This is a genomic window from Arthrobacter cupressi (assembly GCF_900099975.1).
In the GTDB taxonomy this organism is placed as follows: Bacteria; Actinomycetota; Actinomycetes; order Actinomycetales; family Micrococcaceae; genus Arthrobacter; species Arthrobacter cupressi.
Window position 1 is genome coordinate 204,042 of the sequence record NZ_FNEI01000001.1, and the last position, 25,253, is coordinate 229,294.

The following is a 25,253-nucleotide window of genomic DNA, read 5'->3' on the forward strand; positions in this document are numbered from 1 at the left end:
CCTTCCGGGAAGAAGGTGGGTGCCGCCGTCGCGGGCTGTGCCATGCCGCCCAGGCAGGGACGCTCTACTTGGTGCCCTTCCGCGGGGCCCTGCGGGACTTGGGAGCCGCTTTCTCCTCCGCCACCGGCACCATCAGGTCCCGGACCTCCGCCACCACGCTCGGGTTCGCGCCGCGCTCGCCGAGGTCCTTCGCCAGGGTTTCCACCTCGGCGTTCGCGGCCTCAGCGTTGTCCGCGGCCAGGTGCAGCCCGGCACGGAACTGGACAAGGTCCCGGTACGCGAGGTTTGCAGACGGCGTTCCGGCCGCCTGGTAGCGCTCCAGCCCGGGATCCGTGAGGGCCAGAGCCCGCTCCGGGTCCGCGCTGTGGCTCTTGACCATGGTGCGGTGTTCGCGCCTGTAGAAGTCGTCGCCCACGGACTGCGCGACGGCGGTGGCGGCCTTGACGCCCAAGGGCTCGCCGGTGAAGCGCTCGGCTGCCTCCGTGAGGGCATCCAGCCCCTTGCTCAGGTACGGCGACATGGATCCTTCGAAGGCGAGGGTGAGCCCCACCTCCCGGTTGAAGAACTCCGGCGCGAAACGGTCCTCTTCCTTCGTTACCGGGAATCCGACCCGCAGCGGGAAGGTGTTGGACGCCTGCAGCACGCCCTCGCTGCTGTAGACCACCCGCACCAGGTATTGGCCGGGCTCGTCGAACACGAAGCCGCCGGTGCTGTAGGCCAGCTGGACAAGTTCGCTGAAGCGATCCTCGCCTTCGGTGCCGCCGGCGTCCGCCGCCGGGCCCAGCGTGACGGGCTCGGGAATGCCGTAGTAGCAGACCACCGATTCATGCAGCACGGTGGTGCCGTTGGGCTTCTGCACGTACACGGTGGTGTTGCCGTAGCGCGGGTCCAGGCGCCGGTCCAGCACTAGGGGCGCGTCGCCGGTGTTCCGCAGCCGGAACTCCAGTGCCACTGGTTCCATGAAATCGAAGTGGCTCTTGCCGGTCACGGTCAGTTCCACATCGCTGCCGGGGCCGGAGACCGTCATGGCCCCGGCCGGGGATTCCAGGTGCCCGCCCGACGCCCACGGGTCCCCGCCCATGATCACCGAGGCGCGGTCGCCATGGCGCATGTGCAGGAGTTCATCGTCGTCGAACCGGAAGCGGAAGTTCGCCCAGAACTGGTCCGCGCCGTTGCGTTGGTCATAGCGCCAGTCGTAGTTCATCCAGGACAGCGAATCCGGGCGGGCCTTGTCCCACGAATGCAGGAAATTGAAGGCGTGCCCGGCCTCGTGCACCCACGTGTAGAGGTAGTGGCGCTGGGCCCAGGCCTGGTCCTGGGTGGCGGGGGTTCCCGCCACCAGGTTCGTGAACCAGGAATGGTTGCGGAACACGGCGAAGCCCTGGCGGTCGGGTCCGCGGCCGGCCCCGCCAAAGCCGGCGGCGGCGTCGAACATGATGCCTCCCACGCCCGCGCTGTCGAACAAGCCGGCCTGCATTCCCCAGAGGTTCCAGGCCGGCCAGCCCGACGTGAAGCGGCTGAAGGAGGTCTCCATGGCGTCGTGGAGTTCGCCGACGTTCCAGGACACAAAGGCAGGGGCGCTGTCGTCGATCACCGTGTGCACGGCGTCGACCCGCAGGTCGATGCCGGTGTCCCGATAAGTGGTGCCGAGGTCCAGGGTGCGCGCGGCAAGGTCCGCGGGGCGGTTGTTGTGGCTGTGGGTGTTGTAGGACGGGGCCTTGGGGTCCACGTCCACGGAGCTGCAGAAGTCCATTTCCAGGTTTACGTCCCGGAAGCAGTCAGACTTGTACGCGCAGCTGTACGCGGCCTCCGGGGTGCCGCCCACTGTGAAGACCACGTTGGCGGGGTTGATGGCGCCGAAGAACCAGCCCACGGAAATGTCCACAGTGGTGGGCGGGTGGACGCCCTGCCAAAAGCGGACGGTGCCGCTGATTCGCACCCGGCAACGGGACCAGGTGACTACGGGTTTGTCCACGATCCAGGATTCCAGGTACGTGGTGACCAGCTGGAAGCGGCCCCCGATCCGCACGAAACGCTTCGTATAGATATCCCCGCTGATCCTGTTCAGTACCGGGGATTCGGCATTGTTCCGCCGGTCGATGTCCAGGCGCAGGTCCAGGGACTTGCCGATCAGCGCGCTGCCGGCCTGGTTTCCTTCATAGCGTCCGCTGATGGCCGCGTTCCGCCAGCACCGCCACCAGTCATGGTCCGGCGGCAGCGGCATGGGGCCGGGCTGCGGGAAGGGGATGGGACCGGGCAGCGGCACGGGTCCGGGAAGCGGGATTGGGCCCGGAAGGGGCGACGGCGGCAAAGGTACCGGAAGGGGGTTGTCGGGATTGGGCGTGTAGGACGGATCGGGCATGTTGGGGGTGTCCATCGGGGGGTCTTTCTCGCGTGAATGCAGTGGAACGGAATCGTTCGCCGGGCGGCTTTGGCGGCGCGGCGGGCAACGGGAGCCCGGTGGGCGGGGCCAGGAAGGGGCCGGCGGAAAGACGGTCCAGAGCGAGGCGGTGCGAGTCGGTCGGTGTCCCCAGAAACAGTCAGAAGGTGGCCCGCGCCCCGAATCCGTGAGTACCAAGGGGAACAATACTCCAACGAATGGACTATTGAAATGGTGGGCTAGACCACGATACTTCGCACCCTGTGCAGGCGTACGCTGAAAACATCGGCGTTGGGGCCGGGGGTCCGCGTCGATACCCATCGATCAAGGAGGACTCATGAGTGTTGTACGCGAATTCATGACCACCGATGCCCAATGCGTTAAGGAAGATCAGTCGCTGCAGGATGCGGCCGTGATGATGCGCGATTTGGACTGTGGTTCCCTGCCGATCTGCGGTAATGACGGAAAGCTCAAGGGCTTCATTACGGACCGCGACATTGTGCTCAAGTGCGTCGCCGAAGGCTGGAACGCCAGCGAGAAGCGGGCCGCCGACCTTGCACAGGGAAAGCCCATCTGGATTGACGCCGATGCCAGCATCGACGCCGCGATCGACCTGATGGAAAAGCACCAGGTGCGGCGCCTGCCGGTCATCACCGACCACAAGTTGGTAGGCATCATCAGCCAGGGCGACATCGCCAGAAACTACTCCGAGCAGCGCGTCGGTGAGATGGTGGAGCACATTTCCGCCAAGACCCCCATGACACCCATGGGCTGACGAAACACCGGTTCGGGCACCGTGGCGGACGCGCCGCGGTGCCTTTTAGTGCCCGGTCTTTTCCAGGGCCCGGCCGGCGTCTGAGGAAGGGCGTCTGAGGAAGGGCGTCCGAGGAAGCTAGAGGAACGCCTCGCGTCCCGTGCCCTCGCGCAGCACCAGTTCGCCGTCCTCAACCGAAGCCAACAGGCTCTTCGGCCGGCCGTGAACGGTGATCGCAGCGGACATTTCCCTCGAGGGAATCTCGACGCCGACCGTCGCCCCCTTGGCGGGCAGTTCCACGGAGATTTCGGCAGCCATCCCCAGCAGCATCTTTGTGGACGCGCCGGGTTCGTGGTGGGCTTCCTTGCCGTTGACGGTGATGGTGACGTCGTCGCCGTCGAACCCGTCCTGGAGGATTACGAGCAATTCCTGCATGGTGCGCCCCTTCCTCGCGGTGCCTTCCCACTACAGCACGCGGCGGTGCTTTTGGGTAGGGCAGCTGCCTTCGGTAGGGCAAACTGTCTTGGTGACTCACATTCCTTCCGGTACCGCAAACGCCGCATCGCCCGAGGCCGCCATCCACACACTCATCGCCGAGGAACTCGGCGTGAAAGCCTGGCAGGTCAAGGCCGCCGTCGAACTGCTCGACGCCGGCTCCACCGTGCCGTTCATCGCCCGTTACCGCAAGGAAGTCACGGGAACCCTGGACGACACCCAGCTACGCCAGCTGGAAGAGCGGCTGCGGTACCTGCGGGAACTGGAGGAGCGCAAGCGCACCGTCCTCGAGGCGATTGCCGCGCAGGGCAAGCTGACCGCCGGACTGGAGGCCGCCGTCGTCGCCGCGGACACCAAGGCCCGGCTCGAAGACATCTACCTGCCCTACAAGTCCAAGCGCCGCACCAAGGCGCAGATCGCCCGCGAAGCGGGCCTCGAACCGCTCGCCGACGCGCTGCTGGCCGATCCCGCACTCAGCCCCGAGGCCGAGGCCGCCAAGTACCTCAACGGCGAGCACGCGATCGACGACGCCACCGCCGCGCTCGCCGGGGCCCGGTCCATCCTGGTGGAGCGCGTCTCCCAGGACGCCGACCTCGCCGAAACCCTCCGCGAACGGCTGTGGACCCAGGGCAGCATGGTGTCCCGGGTGAAGAAGGGCATGGAGGCGCAGGGCCAGACTTCAAGGACTACTTCGAGTTCTCCCAGCTGCCCGCCAAGATGCCCGGCCACCGGGTACTCGCGCTGCTGCGCGGCGAGAAGGAAGACGTGCTGGAGCTGCAGCTCGCCGAGGCCGAACCGGCCGACGACGACGCCCTGGCCGCCGCGCGCACCCGCTACGAGAACGCCGTGGCCGCCTGCCTCGGGGTCGCCGAGCGCGGCCGCCCCGCCGACAGCTGGCTGATGCAGACCGCCCAGATCGCGTGGCGCTCGAGAATCCTGGACCGGCTCGCGAACGACCTGCGCGGGCGGCTCTTCGCCCAGGCGGAGGACGAGGCCGTGCGCGTCTTCGCCGCCAACCTCCGCGACGTGCTGTTGGCCGCGCCCGCGGGCAACCGCGCCACGCTGGGCCTGGACCCGGGGCTGCGTACCGGGGTCAAGGTGGCCGTCGTCGATGGCACCGGCAAGGTGGTGGCCACGGACACCGTCTACCCGCACGCCCCCGCGAAGAAGTGGGATGAGGCCCTGGCGACCCTTTCGCGGCTGGTGGCGCAGCACGGCGTCGAGCTCGTCGCGATCGGCAACGGCACCGCCTCGCGTGAAACGGACAAGCTGGCCGGGGAACTCATCAAGTCCCTCAAGGCGTCGGGCGGACCGGCGCTGCAGAAGCTGGTGGTCTCCGAAGCCGGGGCGTCCGTGTACTCGGCGTCCGCGCTCGCCGCCGCCGAACTGCCCGGCATGGACGTCTCCCTGCGCGGGGCCGTGTCCATCGCGCGGCGCCTGCAGGACCCGCTGGCGGAACTGGTGAAGATCGAGCCGAAGTCGATCGGCGTGGGGCAGTACCAGCACGACGTCACCGCAGCGAAACTGGACCGCTCCCTGGACGCCGTGGTGGAGGACTGCGTGAACGCCGTCGGAGTGGACCTGAACACGGCCTCGCCCGCGCTGCTGAGCCGGGTGGCCGGCGTCGGTCCTCTGCTGAGCGAGAACATTGTGGCCTACCGGAACGAGAACGGGCCGTTCAGCAAGCGTGCCGAGTTGAAGAAGGTGCCACGGCTGGGCGCCAAGGCCTTCGAACAGTGCGCCGGCTTCCTGCGGATCAGCGGGGGAGCCGAGCCGCTGGACGCCTCCAGTGTGCATCCCGAGGCGTACTCCGTGGCCCGGAAGATCCTGACCGCCGCCGCTTCTTCGGCCTCACCCGTGTCCGCGCTGGATCCGCAGGCCTTCGTGGAGGGCAGTTTCGGTGTGCCGACCGTGCGGGACATCATGGCCGAACTCGAGAAACCCGGCCGCGACCCGCGCCCTGCGTTCGTGGCTGCGAGCTTCTCCGAGGGGGTCGAGAAGATCTCGGACCTGTTGCCGGGAATGGTCCTGGAAGGCACCGTCACCAACGTGGCCGCGTTCGGCGCGTTCGTGGACGTCGGGGTGCACCAGGACGGGCTGGTCCACGTCTCGGCAATGTCCAACAAGTTCGTCTCCGACCCGCGCGAAGTGGTGAAGTCCGGCCAGGTGGTGCGGGTAAAGGTGCTTGAGGCCGACCCGGAGCGGAAGCGGATCTCGCTGACGCTACGGCTCGACGACGAACCCGGGGTTGGCGGGGCTGGTCGTGCTGGTGGGGGTCGTCAGGGTGGAGGTGCCCGTCCGGGCGGCGCTGGTGGGCAGCGTAGTGGCGGCCAGGAGCGCGGCGGACAGGACCGAGGGGGCCAGGACCGCCAAGGACAGCGTGGCGGCCAGCGGGGTCGCAAGCAGCAGGGCGGTAACCAGCAGGGCCGGCCGGCGCTGGCGGCCGATACGGCGTTGGCGGAAGCCCTTCGTCGGGCCGGACTGGCCAAGTAGACCCACTGAATAGCCCAAATCGAGCAGCACCCAAGTGGGGGAGGAACGTCGGCACGACGCTCCTCCCCACTTGCTTTTCCAAGCACTGCCCCGACCTCGGCGAGTCGGCCGGACACGCCGGGGATTTCCGCGGCCCGAGCAGAGCAAGCGGGATGGAACGCGCCTAAAGTGTGCCAATGAGCTTCACGAGACCCGTCGCTTTCACCACCCGGCCAACACTGCGGGGCACGTTCGGCATGGCGGCGTCCACGCACTGGCTGGCTACGGCCACCGCCCAGGCCGTCCTGGAACGCGGCGGCAATGCTTTCGATGCCGCAGTAGCCTCCGCCTTCGTGCTGCATGTCGTGGAGCCGCACCTCAACGGCCCGGGCGGCGACCTGACCGCGGTCTTCAGCACCGCCGTCGAACCCGGAAAACCGGTGGTCCTCATGGGGCAGGGCCCTGCACCGCAAGGGGCCACGGTGGAGCATTACCGGGCTGAAGGTCTCAGCCTTGTCCCCGGAACGGGGGCCCTCGCCGCGGCCGTTCCGGGCGCCGTCGACGCCTGGCTCCTGCTGCTGCGGGACCACGGCAGCTGGGAACTGGCCGAGGTGCTGGACTTCGCCATCCGCTACGCGCGCGACGGTCATCCCGTGCTGGCGAGGGTCGGGGCCACAATCGCCTCCGTGGCGGGGCTGTTCCGGGACTACTGGCCGAGCTCCGCGGAGCTGTGGATGCCGGGCGGCCGGATTCCGGAGGAAGGCGAACTGATCGGCAACGCCGCCTATGCCCGGACCCTGCAGAGGCTGGTCCAGGCCGGTGCCGGGCTCGGCGAGACGGACGGCACTGCGGCCCACACCCGCGAGGCGAGGATCGACGCCGCCCGCCGGGAATGGCGCGAAGGCTTCGTGGCCCGCGCCATGGTGGAATCCGTCCAGACGCCGCACCGCCATTCGAGCGGCACGGATCACCGCGGCGTTCTGGCCCTGACAGACCTGGCTGGATTCAGTGCAGGCTATGAGGCGCCGGCTACCTTGGAGTTCCGGGGCCACACGATTGCCAAGACCGGTCCATGGGGCCAGGGCCCGGCGCTGCTGCAGACCCTGGCCATCCTGGACGGTTTCGACGACGCGCACCTGGACCCGTCCACCGAACTCGGCGCCCACACGATCCTGGAGGCGATGAAGCTCGCGCTCGCCGACCGGGAAGCCTACTACGGCGACGGCGACGTGCCCCTGGCGGAACTCCTCTCGCCGGAATACGCGGTGTCCCGGCGGGCGCTGATCAGCGAAACTGCATCCCTTGAGTTCCGGCCGGGCCACCTCACGGGACACGAGCCCTACATTCCCGCACTCCGCACCGAAGGCGCCACAGAGGCCGGGACCGGGGAGCCCACCGTGTCTCCCTCGGGTGAGACCCGCGGCGACACCTGCCATCTGGACGTCGTGGACCGCTGGGGCAACATGGTGTCGGCCACTCCTTCCGGAGGCTGGCTGCAGTCCTCGCCGGCCATCGCGGAGCTGGGGTTTTGCCTGGGGACGCGCCTGCAGACGACCTGGCTGGAGCCCGGCACGCCGTCCACCCTGACGCCCGGCAAGCGGCCGCGCACCACGCTCACCCCGACCCTCGTGCTGCGTGACGGTGCCGCCGTGTCGGCGCTTGGCTCACCCGGCGGAGACCAGCAGGACCAATGGCAGCTGCTGTACCTGCTGCGGACCATCGTGGGCGGGTACTCGCCACAACAGGCGATCGACGCGCCCGCGTTCCACACCACGTCCATGCCCGGATCGTTCTGGCCGCGGACCTGGGAGCCGGGCGGCGCCGTCGTCGAGGACCGGCTGGGCGGGGAGGTGATCGCGGGACTCGAACGCCGCGGCCACCGGATCACCCGTGCGGGGGACTGGGCGCTGGGACGGCTGTCCGCCGTCGTGCGCGATCCCCGAACCGGGGTGCTGCAGGCGGCCGCGAACCCGCGCGGCGCGCAGGGGTATGCGGCCGGGCGGTAGCGGTTTACTCGTTGAGAGTGCCGGGTCCTAGAGTGCCGGGTCCTAGAGTGCCGGGTCCGGGACCGGGAAGAACACCCGGGGGTCCTGGAGCAGGGCAGGGTTGGATAGGTCCGAACGGTCCAGAGCCCGGTCGAGTTCGAAGTTGCGGCCGAAGCTGCCGTCCTCGAGGGTGATCGGCCGGCCCACGAGCTTGCCAAGGGCGAGCGTGTGCCCGTCCTCCAGCGGGATCAGCACGGGGGTCTTGCCCGGGAGGGTGCGGAAAATCTCCTCCTGGCGCTGGCGCCTCGCGGTGGGCTTCTTCACCAGGCGCTTCGGTTCCTTGCGGGCCGGCTTAGCTGGGATGTCCGCGTCCTCTGCTCCAGGGGTCCCGACTTCTTCGGGGCTCCCGACGGCGGCCGCCTCGCTGCGCGCCGCAGCCTTGCCGACGGCGGGGAGGCCCACCGTGCGGACCTTCTCGGGGTTGTTGCCGGTCCCGGCGGAGCGGACCACCCAAAGGAAGTCCTCTTCGGGGTCTTCCGGGATGAGGTCCAGGGAGGGTTCGGGCCAGACGAATTCCAGTCCGGCCGGCGTTCCCGCGAAGGCGTCGCCATAGAAGCGGGCGTCTTTCTGGATCAGCTTCGAGCGGTGGCTCAGGTGGAGGTCGGGCTCGCCGAGCCACTGCGGCATTGGAATCTTGGCGGCGTAGTCCGGGTGGGCTGCCTGCGGGGCGAACTCGGTGATGTCGGCGCGGAGCTTGTCCGGGTTGCCGCGGGACTCCCATTCATCGATCATCGCCAGGCCGTACAGGGTGAGGGCGGGGACGTGGCCCATCCACATCCGGATGGCGGGGTGGCCCAGGCGGCCGAATTCGGGGATGACCAGGGTGCGCAGGATCTGCAGGACCTCGGCGCGCTGCTTGCCCAGCCTGTCGGTGTCCAGGGCGGCGGCGCTTTGCTTGAAATCAGGGAACGGGAGGTAGGTCTGCATCCCTTTAGTTTGAGGGTGGGGTTGGCTTGGAACCAAGTCGGGCGCAGCGGCCGTCCGGGATGAAGTCGCGGCCGGGGCTTGGCTGGTGCGTTGGCTGGCGCTGGGGGCGGTCTCGGCTAGGGGAGTCCCTAGGTGGGTGGCTCCGGGATTCCCTGGGCGGGTGGCCGCAAGTGCGTGGCGCGGACTGTCTACGGCGGTGTTCGCCCGTATCGGTGCGTCGTGCGGTCCGTCCAGGGCGGTGTTCGCCCACAACCGTCCGCCGCTCAGCAGCGGAAGTAGTGGTTCCGGACCGGTTGTTGGCGGGGGTCGATGTGGGGTGGCGGGATGAACCAGGGGATGCCGGTGCTGGTCTGGATGGTCCAGTGTTCTTTGTGGATGAGGTGGTGGTGATGGCTGCAGAGGAGGGTGCCGTTGTCGGCGCTGGTGGGTCCGCCTTGTGACCAGTAGGTGATGTGGTGGGTTTCGCACCAGGGAGCGGGGATGGTGCAGCCGGGGAAGGCGCAGCCTTGGTCGCGGGTGGTGATGGCTTTGCGGAGGTGGGGCGGGAAGAAGCGGTTGGCGCGTCCGATGTCCAGGATTTGTCCCTGGCCGCCGAGGACGGCGGGGATGATGTCGGCGTCGCAGGCCAGGGTGCGCAGGACGGCGGCGGGGACGGGGCCGGTGAAGGTGAAGGACCCGGTGCCGGGGGCCGTATTCCCGGGGTCCGCGGTTTTCTCCTTCAGTGCGCCCCGAGCCGTGAGTGCGCCGAGGAGGTGTTGGTAGTCGATGGTGGCCGTGATTTGGGGTCGGTGGCCGCCGGCGGTGGGGAGGTTGCCGCTGGTGAGGGCGGCTTTGCAGGCGCTGATGAGGCCGTCGAGGAGTTTCTGGGGGCGGGAGCGACGGTCGAGGATCCCGGCGCCGGTCCCGGATTCTGCTCGACTGCCCGTGCCGGGTTCGGTGCCAGGGCCCGTGGCGCCCGCGGTACCCGCGCCCGCGGCGCCCGGACCGGGTGTGGTGCGGGGGTTGGTGGCGGCGTTCATGACGGTGAGGAGGTGTTCGTATTGGGTTTGGGTGGCGAAGATTTCGAGGTGGTTGAGGCCGTGTTTGGGTTTGCGGAGGAAGGCGCCTTGGGCGTGGCGGAGTTCTTCTTCGGTGGGTTCGGCGCCGTCCGGGTCCAGGGCATCGGTCCAGCGACGGGCGAGACGGGTGAGGAAGTCGGGGTCGTACTGTTCCGCGACCTGAGTGAGGTTCTTCTCGAGGGTGGTGAGGGCTTCGCCGGGTGTGGTGTGGGGTGCTTTGTCCAGGGTGAGGGCGATGATGGTCGCGGCGCGGGAGCTGATGGTGCCGGTGGCGAGGGATTCGTCGAGGTGTTCGTGGGCGGGGCCGATCGTTTGGCCGGTGATTCCGGTCCGTGGCAGGAGCGAGGCGGCGAGGGCGAGGCGTCTGCGGGCTTCGCCGGCGCCGATGCGCAGCAGCACGCGCAGGTATTCGGTGCTGCTTCGGAATTCAGCGGCGAGCCCGGCACGGGCGGTTTCCGCGGTGGCCGTCCGGGGGCTGTTGCTGTTTTCCGCGCCGCTGGTGCTGTCGTCGCCGGAAAGTGGGGTGATGTCGCGCCAGCCGGTGGTCCATTCGGTCGGTGCCGGGGTGGGTTTGTCCGGCCGGGTCCTGAGCCGGTCCAGCTGTCCGGCCGCGATGATCTGGAGGTAGTCGACCGTCCGGGAGATTTCCTCGACGCGCGCCGCGAACAGGGCCGAGGCGTCCAGGTCGAGGTTCCGCACGCCGTCGGGTGCGTCCTCCGCGCATGAGCGCAGGGAATCAAGCAGGGCGTCCAAGCCGAGCGGATCCGAGCCGGCGGCAACCCGGGCAGCGGCCGGCACCGGGACCGATACCCGGTCCCTCCACCGCTCCAGCTGCGCGACTGCCTCCATAACCCGACTCTTCCACGACCCACTGACAAAATAGCGCCCCGGCTTTTGCCCCGCACGGACCCGCCGTCGAGGGTCAGTTAGCGACGAGCCTGCTCCCAGCCGGCGCGAACTCGGCGCGAACTCGGCCCCGCAAGCTCGGCCTGAGCGCCAAGCTAGTCTTGTCGGGTGGAAACATATGGAGCGAACTCAGTACTTCCGGTGGCCGAACTGCACCTGCACATCGAAGGGACACTCCAACCGGAGCTGATTTTCGCCCTCGCGGAGCGCAACGGCATCGAGCTTCCTTATGCGGACTTGGATGAGCTTCGCTCCCGCTACGAATTCACTGACCTGCAGTCCTTCCTGGACCTCTACTACGCCAACATGGCGGTGCTGCGGACCGAGCAGGACTTCGCCGACATGACCCGCGACTACCTCGCCCGGGCCTCGGCAGGCGGTGTGCGGCACGTCGAGGTCATGATGGACCCGCAGGCCCACGTCTCCCGCGGGGTGCCGCTCGAGACCTGCGTCAACGGCGTTGCGTCGGCGCTCGCGACGTCGGAGGAAGAGTTCGGCGTCTCGACGCTCCTGATTGCCGCTTTCCTGAGGGATCTGCCCGAGGACGACGCGCTGGAGGTGCTCGAACAACTCCTGGCCATGAACGCACCGATCGCCGGCATCGGCCTGGATTCGGCCGAGGTGGGCAACCCGCCGTCGAAGTTCGTCCGCCTATACCAGCGCGCGGCGGAGGCCGGGTTGCACCGGATCGCGCACGCGGGCGAAGAGGGACCGGCGTCGTACATCACCGACTCACTGGACCTGCTGGGCGTGGAGCGGATCGATCACGGCATCCGCTGCATGGAGGACGCCGCGCTGGTTGAGCGGCTGGCAAATGAGCAGGTCCCGCTGACGGTCTGCCCGCTGTCCAACGTCCGGCTGCGGGCCGTGGACACGCTTGCCGACCACCCCCTGCCCGCGATGCTGTCCGCGGGCCTGAACGTCAGCGTGAATTCGGACGACCCCGCCTATTTCGGCGGCTATGTGGACGACAACTTTGTCCAGCTCAGGGCTGTCCTCGGCCTTACGGCGGCGGAGCAGTCGAGGCTCGCGGCCAACTCCATCCGTTCCTCCTTCGCCTCCGACGCCCGCAAGGCGGAACTCCTTGGGGAAGTCCGGGCGTGGGAAGCGGCCGCCGCGGAGGCCTGAGTCGCACCTAAGCAATCCACCCCCTACCTGAGACTCCGCACTCACTTGGGCGGCCCATGCCGTAACAGTCGGTCACGACACACGCTGTTTACCGGATATGGTGGCCGGAATTTACAGAAGCTTGGCAGACTGCAAGCAAATACCCGCCGCTTAAGGAGCCACATGGCCAAGACTGCCGCCGACAACAGCATTGCCCGCCTCAAGAGCGTCCTCGATGTACTGGCCGAGGGAACCTGGTCCGACACTACGTTGAACGCCGGCGAAGTCCTGGCAGAAGCAGCCTCCCGCGTCCCCTTCAGCGATCACGAATCCGAGCTCCTGAGCGGCGGCATCCCGCGCGGCCACAAGGGCCTCACCACGGCCACCGCCAAGCTGGTCAAGGCCGGCTGGCTGGTCAAGGGCCGCTCCGGCTGGACCATCACCGAGGATGGGCTGCGCGCCACGGTCGCGTTTGCGAAGCCGGATCAGTTCGCCGCCGCCCTCGCCGAGGGCACCCCGGTTCCCGAAGGCACCCCGCTGCCCGAGGCGCCCAAGAAGCCAGCCGCCAAGAAGGCTGCTGCGCGCAAGCCCGCCGTGAAGCGCACTGCAAGCACCGCAGCCGCGGGCACGGCCGCCTTGAGCACGGAGGCCATCGGGACGGAAAGCACGACGGCGGCGGAAGCCTCCGCGAAGAAGGCCCCTGCCGTGAGGGCGCCGAAGCTCGAGCAGCCGTCCGCCGTTGCCGTCGCCGGTGACTTCAGCACCATCCTTGGCGCGCCGGAAGACTGGGCTCCCCAGCACGACGAAGTCCAGATGAAGTACAACGCACGCAAGAAGGTCTGGTCGCTCACCGCCGATCTGCCGGCCGGCTTCTACACCTACAAGATCGCCCTCGACCGTTCGTGGGATGAAAACTACGGCGCGTTCGGCGTCCGCGACGGCGCCAACCACGAGCTCCACCACGGCGGCGGCAAGGTCACCTTCACCTACAACCACGCCACCCGCGACATCGTCCTGAGCTAGTTGCCCGGGCTGCCGCCGGCGATGCCGAGGCTGAGCCGGTCCAGGGTCGGGGGCTTGCCGCCGGGGGTGGGCGGTGCCTTACGCCTCCGCCACGCTGGCCTTCGGCCGCAGCCTGCCGTCCCCGCCGAGCTCCAGCACGGTGTCGATCCCGAGCCGTTCCAGGAACGCGAAGTCGTGGCTGACGATGAGCACGGCGCCGCGGTAGCTGCCCAGCGCCTCGGCCAGCTGCTCTGTGCTGGAGATGTCCAGGTTGTTGGTGGGCTCGTCCAGGACCAGCAGCTGCGCCGGCGGATCGGCCAGGAGCAGCTTCGCGAGGCTCACCCGGAAGCGTTCGCCGCCCGAGAGCGTGCCGACCGGCCGGTCCGCCGCGGCGCCGCGCAACAGCAGCCGGGCGAGCTGGTTGCGGATGGTTCCCGGCGGCGTCGCTGGTGCCACGGACCGCACGTTCTCCAGGGCGCTCGCGCCGTCGTCGAGCCCGTCCAGCCGCTGCGGCAAGTACCCCACGCGGTCGGTCAACAGCACCCCGTGAGGTCCTCCCGGAGCAGCCCGGCCGACGGCGGTATCCCCGGCGGCGTCCCGCCCCCCGGGGTTTCCGGGCGCCGCGTTGCCGGCCAGCAGCCGGGCCAGCAGGGTCGACTTGCCGGACCCGTTCGGACCGACCAGCGCCACACGCTCAGGACCTTGGATAACAAAGGTGCGGCCGCCGTCGTGGATTTCCGCGATCCGTTTGCCGCGCGGCACCTGCGGGTCGGGCAGTTCGAGTTTGATGTGCTGCTCGTCCCGGACCCTGGCATCGGAGGCGTCGACGGCGGCCTGCGCCGCTGCGATCTTGTCCTCCGTGGTGCCGCGCAGCTTCCCTGCGGAGACCTGGGCGTTGCTCGCTCGCTTTCCTGCCAGGATTTTCGGGATTCCGCCGTCTTTCTGGGTTTTCTGCGCAGTCCTTTCGCGGCGGGCCAGCTTGGTTTCGGCCTCGGCGCGCTGCCGCTTCTCGACTTTGAGGGTTTGTTGGGCGGTGTGCGCAGCCTGCATGGCCGCGGCCTGTTCCTGCTCCCGGTACGTCTTCCAGTCGCTGTAGGGGCCACCGAAGGTTTCCAGCTCGCCGGCATGCAGCTCGCTGGTGTTCTCCATGTGTTCCAGGAGTTCCAGGTCGTGGCTGACCACCACCAGGGTGCCGGGCCATTCGTCCACCATGCGCGTCAATCGGGCGCGGGTGGAACGGTCTAGGTTGTTGGTGGGTTCGTCCAGCAGCGTGATGGGCGTCCTGCGGATCCGCAGGCCAGTTACGGCGATGAGCATCGCCTCGCCGCCGGAAACCTCGGCGACGCGGCGTTCGAGGTCGGCCGCGCTGAAGCCGATCCGCTGCAACTCTTCGTCCGCCCGGGATTCGATGTCCCAGTCGTCACCGATGGTGTCGAAGTGCTCGTCGCCGACGTCCCCGGATTCGATGGCGTTCATGGCGGCGAGGATGTGCTCGATGCCCAGCAGCCCGGCAATGGTGATGTCGCTGCGGAGGGTGAGGTTTTGCGGCAGATAGCCCACCTCGCCGCTGCATTCCAGCCGGCCGCTGCTGGGTTCCAGCTGGCCTGCCATGAGCCTCAGCAGGGTGGATTTGCCGGTGCCGTTGCGCCCCACCAGTCCGGTCCGTCCGGGAGTGAACGAGCCGGTGAGCCCGGACAGGGCAGGGGTTCCGTCCGGCCAGTGGAAGGTGAGGTTGTGGAGGGAGATCGCTGATTTCATGGGGTGGTCTTTCGTCCGGAGCGCCGCGTCCTCGCGCAGTCCCCTGAAGGGGCAGGCGGCATGGCGGCGTGGTTCGCGTGATGGCTGGGAATCAGAGGCGCGGTAGGTTCCGGTTCCCCGGGAGCGTCAAAGAAAGGACGCGGCGGGGATACAAAGGGAGCGGCGCATGCCGGATGAGCTGAAGGATTTCCAGGTGTTGGAACAGGACCCGGCGTTCAGACGCGGCGGGTGCTCAAGACGGGCGATGGCCACCGGAACTCCGGCGGCTAGATTCTGTCGACCTCAATCTCCATGCGGTCGAGGCTACCACAGGCCTCGCCGCGGGGCCGGTGAGGGTGCTTCCGCGGTGAGGGTGCTTCCGCGGGGCCGGACGGGCTGCCCGGCCCCGCGGGCGGCCTACTGGTCGCCTTCGACGCGACGGTTCCAGCGGCGCTTGCGGCCGAGCTGGCGGTTGACCGCCCACGGAGAGCGGCGGGATTTGCCCTGGCCTTTCCACTGGTGGGGCCTGCAGAGTGCGCAGCCTTTATGGCGGCGGTGGGGTGAATGTGCCATGACAGCTTCCTTTCCGGAACAACTCCCGCCCGGATAGGCGGGATAGTTCAGGAAGCTTGAGAGTCATGAGGGCAGCTTAGTGGGGAGGTGCGACAGGAACCAGAGCTCATTCCTCCGTGCCGCGGAGCTTGCCTTGGAGGTACGTCCGGACCCGTGTGTCGGGGCTCAGCTCGATGGCTGTGCGCAAGCAGTCCGCAGCCCCCGCGGCGTCCCCGGCCGAAGCCAGGAGATCCGCCCGGGCGGCGAAGTAGGGCTGGAAACGTTCGCAGTTTTCCGGATGCGCGGTGGCAATGCCGTCCAGGCGGCCCAGCCCCGCCAGCGGCCCATCGAGGCGGCCGATCACGGCGGCCTCGGCCACGAGCGATCCCAGCGTGGGCGCCACCCTGTTCAGCGCCGCGTACAGCGTGCCCAAGGCGGCCCAGTCCGTCCGGCCCGTCCGGTAGCGCTCGGCATGCACGGCCTGGATGGCCGCCTCCAGCTGGAAGCGCCCCGGCCCGCGCGGGCCCGTGACCAGCGATGACGCCCGCCGGAGATACTCCTCTCCGCGGCCGATCAGCACGGCATTCCAGCCGCGCGGATCCTGTTCTTCCAAGGGCACGTAGCTTCCGCCGGTCGGCCGGGAGAGCAGGAAGGCGGCTAACGCCGCAAGCGCCCACGCCTCCGGTTCCGTCTCCAGGCTGCCGGCCACGAGCTCGGCCAGGAACAGCCCCTCGGTGAGCGAGGGGCGGGAGCCCGCGCCGCCGTCGTCGGACACCGCCGGGCCGGAACCCGAAGCGGAAACGGCCGGAATCGCCAGGCACCCGTACACCGCCTCGAGCACGGGCGGCAGCCGTTCCGGCAGGACCCCGGGGCCGGGGAGCTCGAACGGGATCCGCGCATCCCGGATTCGCCGCTTCGCCCGGACCAGGCGCTGGGCCATGGTGGCCGCCGGGACGGCAAACGCCGCGGCGATCTGCGCGGCGTCGAAGCCAAGGACGGTCTGCAGCATCAGGGGAGCGCGGATGTCCTCCGCGATGGCGGGGTGCGCGCAGACCAGCATCAAGGGCAGGCGGCGGTCGGGAAAGTCCGGCGCGGCGGAAGGCGAAGAGTCGTTCATGGCAGGCTCCGGAAGGGAATCCAGGGGAGTGGAGAGCCGGTGCCGGGCGGACTTCCATTCGTCGCGCTGCCGGTTCCGGGCGACGGTGAGCAGCCAGGCCTCGGGACGTTCCGGCACGCCGTCGGCGGGCCAGTGCCGCAAGGCTTGTTCGAAAGCGTCCGCGAGGGCGTCCTCGGCGAGGAGCACGTCTCCGGTGCCGCTCGCGAGGATGGCGAGCAGGCGGCCGTACGACGCGCGGGCGGCCAGTTCCGCGGCCGCCCGCGCCCCGCCGTCGTCGTCTGGAGTCCCGGTCACCGATAAGTCAGCCGTTCGGCACCCATGCGCCGTCCACGGTGTGCGTGGCGCCCGGGCGGATCTCCACGCTGCCCCACATGGCGGCGGGTGCCTGCCCGGCCCACTGGATGGCGGCGTCGAGGTCCGGGACGTCGATCAGGAAGTAGCCACCCAGCTGTTCCTTGGTGTCGGCGAACGGCCCGTCCTGGATCCGCAGCTTCCCGTCGTCCGTGGTGACCGTGGTGGTGGCGTGCGAGGGCTGCAGGACTTCGGCGCCCACGAGCACCCCGGCCTGCTGCAGGGTGGCGGCGTAGCTGTTCATGGCCCCCTCGCCCTGTGCCAGCATTTCCGGGCCGAGTTCCTCGGGGGTCATTTCCTGGTAGTGCATCAGCAGTGTGTAGCGCATGATTCCTCCTTCATCCGATGGTGGCCCGTGCCGGGCTCACTCTCAAGACGAACGAGCCGACTGCCGATCGACACGGGGAGGAAAAAAAGATCAGGACGCCGCGATGTGCCGTTCGATGATGGCCGCGATCTCCGTGTGCCCGTGCTTGCGCGCGAGTTCCAGGGGAGTGACGCCGCGCTCGTCCGTCATGCCCGGTTTGGCGCCGTGCCGCAGCAGCAGGGTGACGATTTCCTGGGCTACCGGGCCGCCGTCGTTGAGGATGATTGCCTCAATGAGCGCGGTCCAGCCGAGGGTGTTGGTCAGGTTCACGTTGATGCGGGTGTTCTCCAGCAGGTACCTCACCACCTCCACATGGCCCTTTTCGGCCGCCGGGGTCAGGCCGTTGCCGCCGAAGCGGGTGAGGCGCTTGAGGTCGCAGCCGGCGTCCACCATGGTCTTCACGAGCTCGAGATCGTTGTGGATGCAGCCGTGGATGAAGGGGTTGAAGCAGGTCTGGTCCTGGGCGTCGATGTCCACGCCCGCCGCGATGAGCGCGCGGACCACGTCCAGGTGGCCGCCGCGGGCGGCGCGGAGGATCGCCGTCGCCTCTTCGCGGTCGACGGCGTCCTTGTCGGCTCCGTCGGCGAGGGCGGCTTTGACCGCGTCCAGTTCGCCCGCTGCCGCGGCTTCGAGGTAGCGCTCGTCAACGGTCAGGGTAGTGGTTTCCATGCGTTCCTCCAGGTGACGCGGTCCTGGGGTGGCAGGACGATCTTGGCATACGTGTCAGCGGTCCTCGGGGTCACGCACGGGGCGTCCGTGCGAACGGGAGGACCTTCTGTTCAAAATGGTATACCAAACGGGTATTCTGGCGGAATGACACCTTCTGCAGCCCCGCCCGGCCTCACTCCCGACGAGCTCGCCCACCTCCGCCGCTGCGTGGAGCTGGCACGCGAGGGGCTCGACGCCGGGGACGAACCGTTCGGCTCGCTCCTCGTGGACTCGTCCGGCACGGTCCGTTTCGAAGACCGGAACCGGGTGGCCGGCGGCGACGCCACCCGCCACCCGGAATTCGAGATCGCCCGCTGGGCCGCCGAACACCTCAGCGAAGCCGAGCGCCGCAGCAGCGTGGTGTACACCTCGGGCGAACACTGCCCCATGTGCAGTGCTGCCCACGCCTGGGTGGGGCTCGGCCGGATCGTCTATGCCAGCAGCTCCGAACAGCTCACCGCGTGGCGCGCTGGATGGGGCCTGGCCGCCGGTCCCGTGGCGGCCCTCCCCATCCAGGCTGTTGCTCCCGGCATCCCCGTGGCCGGCCCCGCGCCGGAATTGGAAGAGGAGATCCGGGAGCTGCACCGCGCCCTCACGGAGCGCCGCCAGGCCGGCTGAGCGCCGCGCGGCAGGCTAGGCGCCTACGCCCCCACCTCGAAGCGCGCCACCGCGAGGTCATCGAGCACGTCCGGATCCACGTCAACGCCGAGCCCGGGCTTGTCCGATACCAGCACCTCCGGAATCCGGAACTCCAGGTTGCCCGGTTCACGTGAGAACTTCACCGGCCCCGAGAGCTCGGTGGACACGATGGCCGGGTGCGCCAGGGCCAGGTGGTAGCCGGCGGCGGACGCGATGCTGGTCTCCAACATGGAGCCGATCTGCACGGAGAACCCGGCCAGCTCGGCCTGGGTGGCCAGGCGGTGGCAGGCCCGGATGCCGCCGCTCTTCTGCAGTTTCAGGTTCACCATGTCCACGCTGCGGGCCTTCACGAACCGGGCCAGGTCGCCCTGCGTCACAACGGCCTCATCCGCCATGAGCCGCACGCTTACCTGGGCGCGGATCAGCTCGAAACCGTCCACGTCGTCGGCCCGGATGGGCTGCTCCACCCAGTCGATCCCGAACGGTTCCAGCTCCCGGATCATGGCGATCGCCGTCGCCGGATCCCCCCAGCCCTGGTTCGCGTCCACCCGGATCGCAAGGTCGTGCCCGATTGCCGCGCGTACCGCCCGGACGCGTTCGACGTCGAGCCCGTCCTTCCCGCCCAGCTTCATCTTCAGGTGCCGGAAGCCTTCCTCCCGCGCCCGGACGGCCTGCTCCGCGAGGACCTCGGGAGCGAGGATGCTCATGACCCGCGCGATGGTGGGGTTCTCCGGCTTCCGCCCGCCCAGCAGGCTGTACACCGGCCGTCCGGCGGCCTTGCCCGCCAGGTCCCAGCACGCGATGTCCACGGCCGCCTTCGCCGAGCCGTTGTTCTTCATCGCGGAGTCCATGCGCTGGTGGATCGCGGTGATGTCGAAGGGATCGAGCCCGACGACGGCGGGCAGCAGTTCGGTGCGGAGCGCCTCGACCGCTCCTCCCGGAGTTTCCCCGGTGACGTGCGCGTCCGGGACGCTTTCGCCGTAGCCAACCAGGCCGTCGTCGGTCTCGAGGGCGAGCACGATGCTCGGCATGGTGGCGTAGGTGTCGTATGCCACCACGAACGGTTCCTTGAGCGGGACGTCGATGCGGGTGATGGTCGCTTTAGTGATCTTCATTCGGTGCCTTTCAAGGAGCGGGCTTGCGGGTAGCGGGCGTTCACATCACGGAGTTCAGGAATGCGACGGTGCGCGGGTTCTGCGGGTTGTCGAGCACTTCGGCGGGGGAGCCTGCCTCGACCACGACGCCGCCGTCCATGAACACCACGGTGTCCGCCACGCTGCGGGCGAAGCCGATTTCATGGGTCACCACGATCATGGTCATGCCGTCGGCGGCGAGTTGGCGCATCACGTCCAGCACATCGCCCACGAGTTCGGGGTCCAGGGCGGAGGTGGGCTCGTCGAAGAGCAGGAGTTCGGGATCCATGGCCAGGGCCCGGGCGATCGCCACGCGCTGCTGCTGCCCACCGGAGAGCTGGGCGGGGTAGTGGCCGGCCACATGGGACAGTCCCACCCGCTCCAGCAGCTCGTAGGCGCGGGCCTTCGCGGCGCTGCGCTCCACCTTCTTCACACCCACCGGTGCCGCCATGATGTTCTCCAGGGCGGTCATATGCGGGAAGAGGTTGAAGCGCTGGAACACCATGCCGATGCCGCGGCGCTGCCGGGAGACTTCCCGCGGGTTCATCTCGAAGATCTTCCCGTGCCGGCGGGCGTAGCCCACGAGGTCCCCGCCCACTTCGATCCGGCCGCCGTTGATCCGTTCCAGGTGGTTGATGCAGCGCAGGAACGTGGACTTCCCGGAGCCCGAAGGACCCAGCAGGCACATCACCTCGCCTGGTTTGACAGTGAGCGAGACGCCCTTGAGGACCTCCACGTGCCCGTAGCTTTTGCGGACGTTGCTGGCCCGCACCAGGGTTTCGGTCATCGCTTGCTCCTTTGAATGCGGTTTTGCATGATGCGGCTGAGCAGGGTGGGAGCCTGCGCTGCGGTGCCGCGGCCGTAGTGGCGCTCCAAGTAGTACTGCGGCACGGACAGCACCGAGGTGAGGAAGAGGTACCAGGCGCTGACCACCAGCAGCAGTTCCACCTGGCGCAGGTTCTGCGAGGAGATCTGCGTGGCCACCGTGTACAGCTCCAGCACCGCGATCACGGACAGCAGCGAGGTCTGCTTCAGCATGGAGATGGTCTCGTTGCCCATTGGCGGGATGATGACCCGCATCGCCTGCGGCAGCACCACCTTGAACAAGGTGTACGCCGGCGACATCCCCAGTGACGCCGCCGCCTCATGCTGGCCGGGGTCCACCGAGAGCATGCCGCTGCGGATGATTTCCGCCGAGTACGCGGCCTGGTTCAGCGTCAGGGCGAGCAGGCCGGCGACGAACGCGGGCACCAGGGTGTTGGTGTCCACGGAGAAGATGGTGAAATCCGTGAAGGGGACGCCGAGGCTGATCTGCGAGTACAGCAGGCCCAGGTAGCCCCAGAAGACGATCTGGATCAGCAGCGGCGTGCCGCGGAACACCCACACGTACAGCCAGGCGAAGGCGTTCATCACAGGGTTCCTGGACAGCCGCATCACGGCCAGCAGCACGCCCAGCACGGTGGAAACCAGCATCGCGATGACGGTGACCAGCAGGCTCAGCCCCACGCCGTTGATGATCTTCGGGTTGAACAGGTACGTGGCGATCGTGGAGTGCTCGATGTTCGGGTTCGTCCACAGCGAGGCGAACAGCCCCGCCAGGGCGAGCACCAGGACGCCAGCCACCACCCAGCGCCACGGGTGGCGCAAGGGGATCGCGACGACGTCGTCCTCCACTTCCGGGGCGACGGCGGCACCCGGCCCGGCCGCCTTCGCCGTGGCCGCCTTAGTGGTCGGGACCGCACTGCTCACATGACCGTTGCTCACTTGACGTCCTTGCCGAGGTTCATGCCGGCCGTCTTGACGGAGTAGTCGGAGAGCTCGTACTTCTTCAGGATCTCCTCGTACGTGCCGTCCTTGATGATCGCCTCCATGGCCAGCAGGAGCGCCTTGCTGAGCCCGGCGTCCTTCTTCAGCACGCCGATGCCCGTGTACACGGGGTTGTAGCCGGCCGGGTTGGCTGGGTCGCGCACGATGTCGAACACCTTGCCGTCGCCCGCGGTCTTCGCCGCGTAGGCCGCCGGGGCGGAATCGACGACGTCGGCGCTCGCCTTTCCGGCGCGGACCGCCGTCTGCACGTCGGTCTCCAGCGGGAGTTCGGTGACGTTGATCGGGTCCGAGCCCTTGTCCTTGCACTGCTGCTCGTAGCTGCGCAGGATGTCGCCCTGCACGGTGGCCTTCTGGACGGCGACGGTCTTGCCGCACAGATCCAGCGCCGTGGTGATGTTCTCCGGGTTGCCCTCGCGGACCAGGATGGAGAAACCGGCGTGCAGGTAGTCCACGAAGTCCAGGGTCTTCTGGCGTTCCGGGGTGTCGTTCATGCCGGACATGATGATGTCGTTCTTGCCCGACTGCAGGGACGGGATGATGCTGTCGAAGGCCTGCTTCTGCAGCTCCAGCTTTACCCCGAGCTTGGCGCCCAGGGCTGCGGCGAGGTCCACGTCCAGGCCGGTGAGGTTCTGGTTCTCGTCGAACATTTCCAGCGGTGGGTATGGGATGTCCGAGGCCACCTTGATGACGCCGGCGCTCTTGAAGCGCTCCGGGAGGGCGGCCGCGGCGGCGGGATCGGCGTCGGCGGTTGAGACGGGCTTGGCCGTTTCGGCGGGGGTGGCTGCACCGCCGCAGGCGCTCAGGCCGAGCACCAGCGGGAGGGCGGCGGCGCAGAGCAGGTGGCGCAGGGAAAGTTTGCTGGTGGAGGCGTTCATGGGGGGACTCCTAGGTGGGCGGTTCGGGGTGGCTGGCGGCTGAGCTGGTTACTTGCTGAGCCGGTACCAACCGGTGCGGGTGACGCCGTCGGCCTGGTATCCGGCAGCGAAGGCGGTTTCGAAGGATTCGCGCATGGTGATGCGCCAGAGCGCGGCCTGTTCGGGGTCGGAGGCACGCAGGGCCACGATGTCCCGGGGCGCGCGGCACCAGAGGGTGTCGTCGGCTGTGCTGTCATTCGAACGGAGGAGCTGCGGCTCGCCGTCGGGCCCGTGCTTCAGGATGGTTGTGGCACCCAACTCCGGGAGTTCGACGTCGCGGGGTGTGCCTTCGCCGCAGGCGATGCTCGTTTCGGAGGAGAGCGGCCAGACGGCCACGAGGCGGTCGCTTTCGTCGTTGGCGTTGATCTCGTCCTCCATCAGGCCGTAGAAGTTCCGCTCGTACTGGCGGACGTGGGCGCCGAGCTTGCTGAGGTTGAAGCGGGCGTTGCGGCTGACGAGCGGATCGAAGGTCCAGGTCATGGTTTCGATGCCGCGGTCCAGGGACCAGGCGCGCTGGTGTTGCTTGAGGGCGAAGCCGACGCCTTTGTCCGCGATGCCGGGGGCCACGCCCGCGATGAACGAGTAGGTGGCCGTGTCGCCAGGTGTGACGATCGCGACGGCGGCCCCGCAGAGAGTGCCGTCCGGCAGGTAGGCGGCGGAGATGTTGCAGCCGGCGTGCGAGATCGCGCGCAGGATGTCGAAGGGGACGGGGGCGCCGTGCGGGGACGTGCCCCAGATGCTGACGAGCAGGCCTTCGATGTCCCGGAGCTTTTCACGGTCCGTCTCTTCGATGACCGTGACGCCGGCCCGTTCGGCGGCCGCGGTGGCCGCTTCCCTGGCGTGGCGTGCTGCGGGATGTGCTTCAAGGGTGAGTGACATTCCTCCACTATGACGAGGCTCCAGCACCGATGGCTTTAGCGTGCAGCACCAAGCTGCACCGATGAACTTGTTGTTTCCCACAAGGGCGGCTAGTTTGCTGGGCATGGCTTCGTACCCCTCCGCGTCCTCCCGGCCCGCCGGCCAGTCCCGCCAGATCCCTCTGCAGGAACTGCTGAAGGTGCTGGACGGCTCGGGCCTGCGCATCCGCACGCACGGCCCGACGCCGGAACTCGCCCTACTGAGTCCCGGCCTGTACGACCCCACCGCCGAGCTCGAATCCCTTCCGGGCGGCATCCTCCTCGGCATCGGCCTGGACCCCGCGGGACCGCGCACCGCCGTCGTGGTGGAAGAAGCGGCGGCCGCCGGTTTCGCGGCGCTCGTGGTGAAGGGCGCGTCGGACGATGGCCTCGCTCCGGACGGCCTCGCTCCGGATGGCCTCAAGGAGCTGGCCGCCGCGGCGGACCGGGCCGGCGTCGCGCTGCTGGTGGTGGAAGACGGGGTGTCCTGGCGGCAACTGGACGGACTGCTCGAATCCGCCGTCGGGACGCTTGCGGAGGCGAACAGCTCGCTGGTGCCGCTCGGCGTCGGGGACCTGTTCGCGCTGGCCAACGCCATCGCCGCGATGGTGGGCGGCGCCACCACCATCGAGAACCTGCAGGAACAGATCCTGGCCTACTCCACCCTGCCGGGCCAGCCCATCGACGAGGACCGCCGCAGCGGCATCCTGGGCCGGCAGGTTCCCTACCTCCCGGAGAACGCCGGCCAGTACGCGGCGGTGTTCCGGGCAGAGGGCGCCGTGCACATCGAGGGCGTGGGCGAAGCCGCCATGGACCGCCTGGCCATCGCCGTCCGCGCCGGGAGCCAGCCGCTCGGGTCCATCTGGGTGGTGGATGCGGAAGGCGCCTTCGACGCCGAGGCCAAACGCGCCCTGGAGAGCGCCGCCGACATTGCCGCGCTGCACATGCTCCGCGCCCGCAGCAGTTACGACCTCGCCCGCCAGCAACGCGCCGAACTCCTGCGCCGCCTCCTGGAGAGCGACAGCGACGCCCAGCTCGTGGCGGAGCAGCTGGCGCTCGGACGCCAAGGCCCGTTCGCCGTCGTCGCCTTCCAGGCGGAGGTGGTGCCCGGCTCGGAGGAGATTGCGCTGGCCCGCGTGCTGGACCTGGTGACCACGCAATGCGAGGCGTACCGGCAAGGAACCCAGTGCGTGATGATTGGCACCACCATCTACGCCCTGTTCACCGAGGCGGGGGCGGCAGCGCTGCCGCAGATCGGGACCCTGGCGCGGCGGCTGATCGATCGGGCCGCCGCGTCGCTGCGGCTGGAGCTGCGGGTCGCGCTGGGCACGCCGGTCGCCGCGGTGAACGAGATCAGCCGCTCAAAGTACGACGCCGACCTGGTGCTTCTGATGCTGGCCGACGGCGGGCGCGGGGCCGGGGCTGTTGGGGCAGGGCCTGCTTCCGGCGGCGGGACCGGCAGCGGGTTTGCCAGCGCGGCGGAGCTGCGCAGCCGCCTCACCCTGCTGGATGTGGCGGCGCTGTTCCGCAGCAAGCCCCGGCTGATGTCTCCGGCCGCGGCCGCCATGCTGGAACACGACGCCCGCTCCGGCACCGACTACGCGAAGACCCTGCGCACGTACCTGGCCTTCTCCTGCGACTCGGCCAAGACCGCGCACGCCCTGTCGCTGCACCAGAACACCCTGCGTTACCGGCTGCGGAGGATGGAGGAAATCTTCGGCATCGACCCCGCCCAGCCGGACGACATGCTGGTCCTGTGGCTGAGCCTGGCCGTGCAGGAACTCGATGGGCCCTGGTCCGCGGACATTCTGCTGGATCACACGGCTGGTTAGACCCGGCAGGCCCGGAACGGCGCGGCGTGCGCCG

The 25,253-nt window shown here is 68.8% G+C and carries 20 protein-coding genes and 1 pseudogene; 7 read left to right on the forward strand and 14 right to left on the reverse strand.

The features are described 5' to 3' along the window. Positions 1–64 precede the first annotated feature (64 nt). Positions 65–2,377: a hypothetical protein gene (locus BLP88_RS00890; RefSeq protein ID WP_074586179.1), complete on the reverse strand. Its 2,313-nt coding sequence runs from the start codon at positions 2,375–2,377 to the stop codon at positions 65–67. A gap of 340 nt (positions 2,378–2,717) precedes the next feature. Here BLP88_RS00890 and BLP88_RS00895 point away from each other — a divergent pair, with 340 nt between their 5' ends. Further along, positions 2,718–3,155: a CBS domain-containing protein gene (locus BLP88_RS00895; protein ID WP_074586181.1), complete on the forward strand. Its 438-nt coding sequence runs from the start codon at positions 2,718–2,720 to the stop codon at positions 3,153–3,155. A 117-nt stretch (positions 3,156–3,272) separates the two neighbouring features. Here the strand turns inward: BLP88_RS00895 and BLP88_RS00900 are convergent, their stop codons facing one another. Then, positions 3,273–3,569, reverse strand: a complete 297-nt coding sequence (locus tag BLP88_RS00900) for a hypothetical protein (RefSeq protein WP_074586182.1) — start codon at positions 3,567–3,569, stop codon at positions 3,273–3,275. 45 nt (positions 3,570–3,614) lie between these two features. On the opposite strand from BLP88_RS00900, the pseudogene BLP88_RS00905 reads away from it, so the two are divergent. Together BLP88_RS00905 and BLP88_RS00910 are read left to right on the forward strand one after the other, a co-directional pair. Next, positions 3,615–6,122: pseudogene (locus BLP88_RS00905) on the forward strand (Tex family protein); the annotation flags it as partial. Between the two features lie 176 nt (positions 6,123–6,298). Next, positions 6,299–8,107: a gamma-glutamyltransferase family protein gene (locus BLP88_RS00910; RefSeq protein WP_074586184.1), complete on the forward strand. Its 1,809-nt coding sequence runs from the start codon at positions 6,299–6,301 to the stop codon at positions 8,105–8,107. A gap of 42 nt (positions 8,108–8,149) precedes the next feature. Here the strand turns inward: BLP88_RS00910 and BLP88_RS00915 are convergent, their stop codons facing one another. Further along, positions 8,150–9,073: an MSMEG_6728 family protein gene (locus BLP88_RS00915; RefSeq protein ID WP_074586186.1), complete on the reverse strand. Its 924-nt coding sequence runs from the start codon at positions 9,071–9,073 to the stop codon at positions 8,150–8,152. A gap of 263 nt (positions 9,074–9,336) precedes the next feature. Then, entirely contained in the window at positions 9,337–10,980 is a 1,644-nt protein-coding gene (locus tag BLP88_RS00920; protein WP_074586187.1) for an HNH endonuclease signature motif containing protein, read from the reverse strand. Between the two features lie 165 nt (positions 10,981–11,145). Between BLP88_RS00920 and BLP88_RS00925 the strand changes: the two genes are divergently transcribed. Further along, positions 11,146–12,165: an adenosine deaminase gene (locus tag BLP88_RS00925; RefSeq protein ID WP_074586189.1), complete on the forward strand. Its 1,020-nt coding sequence runs from the start codon at positions 11,146–11,148 to the stop codon at positions 12,163–12,165. A 162-nt stretch (positions 12,166–12,327) separates the two neighbouring features. After that, complete coding sequence (locus BLP88_RS00930) at positions 12,328–13,167, forward strand: pullulanase X25 domain-containing protein (protein ID WP_074586191.1); 840 nt, start codon at positions 12,328–12,330, stop codon at positions 13,165–13,167. Positions 13,168–13,245: 78 nt separating this feature from the next. On the opposite strand, the gene BLP88_RS00935 is transcribed toward BLP88_RS00930, so the two are convergent. The 5 genes from BLP88_RS00935 to BLP88_RS00950 all read right to left on the reverse strand — a co-directional run bounded on the left by BLP88_RS00935 (position 13,246) and on the right by BLP88_RS00950 (position 17,939). Next, positions 13,246–14,904 carry an ABC-F family ATP-binding cassette domain-containing protein gene (locus BLP88_RS00935; protein ID WP_074586193.1) on the reverse strand — a complete coding sequence of 553 codons (1,659 nt, stop codon included), beginning with the start codon at positions 14,902–14,904 and terminating at the stop codon, positions 13,246–13,248. A gap of 396 nt (positions 14,905–15,300) precedes the next feature. Next, the gene (locus BLP88_RS18875) at positions 15,301–15,456 is read right to left on the reverse strand and encodes a hypothetical protein (RefSeq protein WP_175453461.1); all 156 of its coding nucleotides are present in this window, start codon (positions 15,454–15,456) and stop codon (positions 15,301–15,303) included. A 106-nt stretch (positions 15,457–15,562) separates the two neighbouring features. Next, positions 15,563–16,846, reverse strand: coding sequence for an RNA polymerase sigma factor (locus tag BLP88_RS00940; RefSeq protein WP_074586195.1), 1,284 nt, complete (start codon positions 16,844–16,846; stop codon positions 15,563–15,565). Positions 16,847–16,853: 7 nt separating this feature from the next. Then, the gene (locus tag BLP88_RS00945; RefSeq protein ID WP_074586197.1) at positions 16,854–17,231 is read right to left on the reverse strand and encodes a YciI family protein; all 378 of its coding nucleotides are present in this window, start codon (positions 17,229–17,231) and stop codon (positions 16,854–16,856) included. Between the two features lie 90 nt (positions 17,232–17,321). Next, a complete protein-coding gene (locus BLP88_RS00950; protein ID WP_074586198.1) occupies positions 17,322–17,939 on the reverse strand; it encodes an ankyrin repeat domain-containing protein in 618 nt (205 codons plus the stop codon). A 144-nt stretch (positions 17,940–18,083) separates the two neighbouring features. On the opposite strand from BLP88_RS00950, the gene BLP88_RS00955 reads away from it, so the two are divergent. Further along, positions 18,084–18,596 carry a nucleoside deaminase gene (locus BLP88_RS00955; RefSeq protein WP_074586201.1) on the forward strand — a complete coding sequence of 171 codons (513 nt, stop codon included), beginning with the start codon at positions 18,084–18,086 and terminating at the stop codon, positions 18,594–18,596. Between the two features lie 23 nt (positions 18,597–18,619). Here BLP88_RS00955 and BLP88_RS00960 read toward each other — a convergent pair whose 3' ends face one another. Genes BLP88_RS00960 through BLP88_RS00980 form a run of 5 tightly spaced genes read right to left on the reverse strand, consistent with a single transcriptional unit; the run spans position 18,620 to position 23,370 of the window. Next, positions 18,620–19,732: a mandelate racemase/muconate lactonizing enzyme family protein gene (locus BLP88_RS00960; RefSeq protein WP_074586203.1), complete on the reverse strand. Its 1,113-nt coding sequence runs from the start codon at positions 19,730–19,732 to the stop codon at positions 18,620–18,622. A 40-nt stretch (positions 19,733–19,772) separates the two neighbouring features. After that, a complete protein-coding gene (locus BLP88_RS00965; protein WP_175453462.1) occupies positions 19,773–20,537 on the reverse strand; it encodes an amino acid ABC transporter ATP-binding protein in 765 nt (254 codons plus the stop codon). Next, a complete protein-coding gene (locus tag BLP88_RS00970; RefSeq protein WP_245679724.1) occupies positions 20,534–21,514 on the reverse strand; it encodes an amino acid ABC transporter permease in 981 nt (326 codons plus the stop codon). The genes BLP88_RS00965 and BLP88_RS00970 overlap by 4 nt, the downstream gene beginning before the upstream one ends. Next, on the reverse strand, positions 21,511–22,452 hold the full coding sequence (locus BLP88_RS00975; protein ID WP_084110666.1) for an ABC transporter substrate-binding protein: 942 nt from the start codon (positions 22,450–22,452) through the stop codon (positions 21,511–21,513). Before BLP88_RS00975 ends, BLP88_RS00970 begins: the two co-directional genes overlap by 4 nt. Positions 22,453–22,500: 48 nt before the next feature. Continuing rightward, a complete protein-coding gene (locus BLP88_RS00980) occupies positions 22,501–23,370 on the reverse strand; it encodes a hypothetical protein (protein WP_074586204.1) in 870 nt (289 codons plus the stop codon). Between the two features lie 103 nt (positions 23,371–23,473). On the opposite strand from BLP88_RS00980, the gene BLP88_RS00985 reads away from it, so the two are divergent. Further along, positions 23,474–25,219, forward strand: coding sequence for a PucR family transcriptional regulator (locus tag BLP88_RS00985; RefSeq protein WP_074586591.1), 1,746 nt, complete (start codon positions 23,474–23,476; stop codon positions 25,217–25,219). Positions 25,220–25,253: the final 34 nt, after the last annotated feature.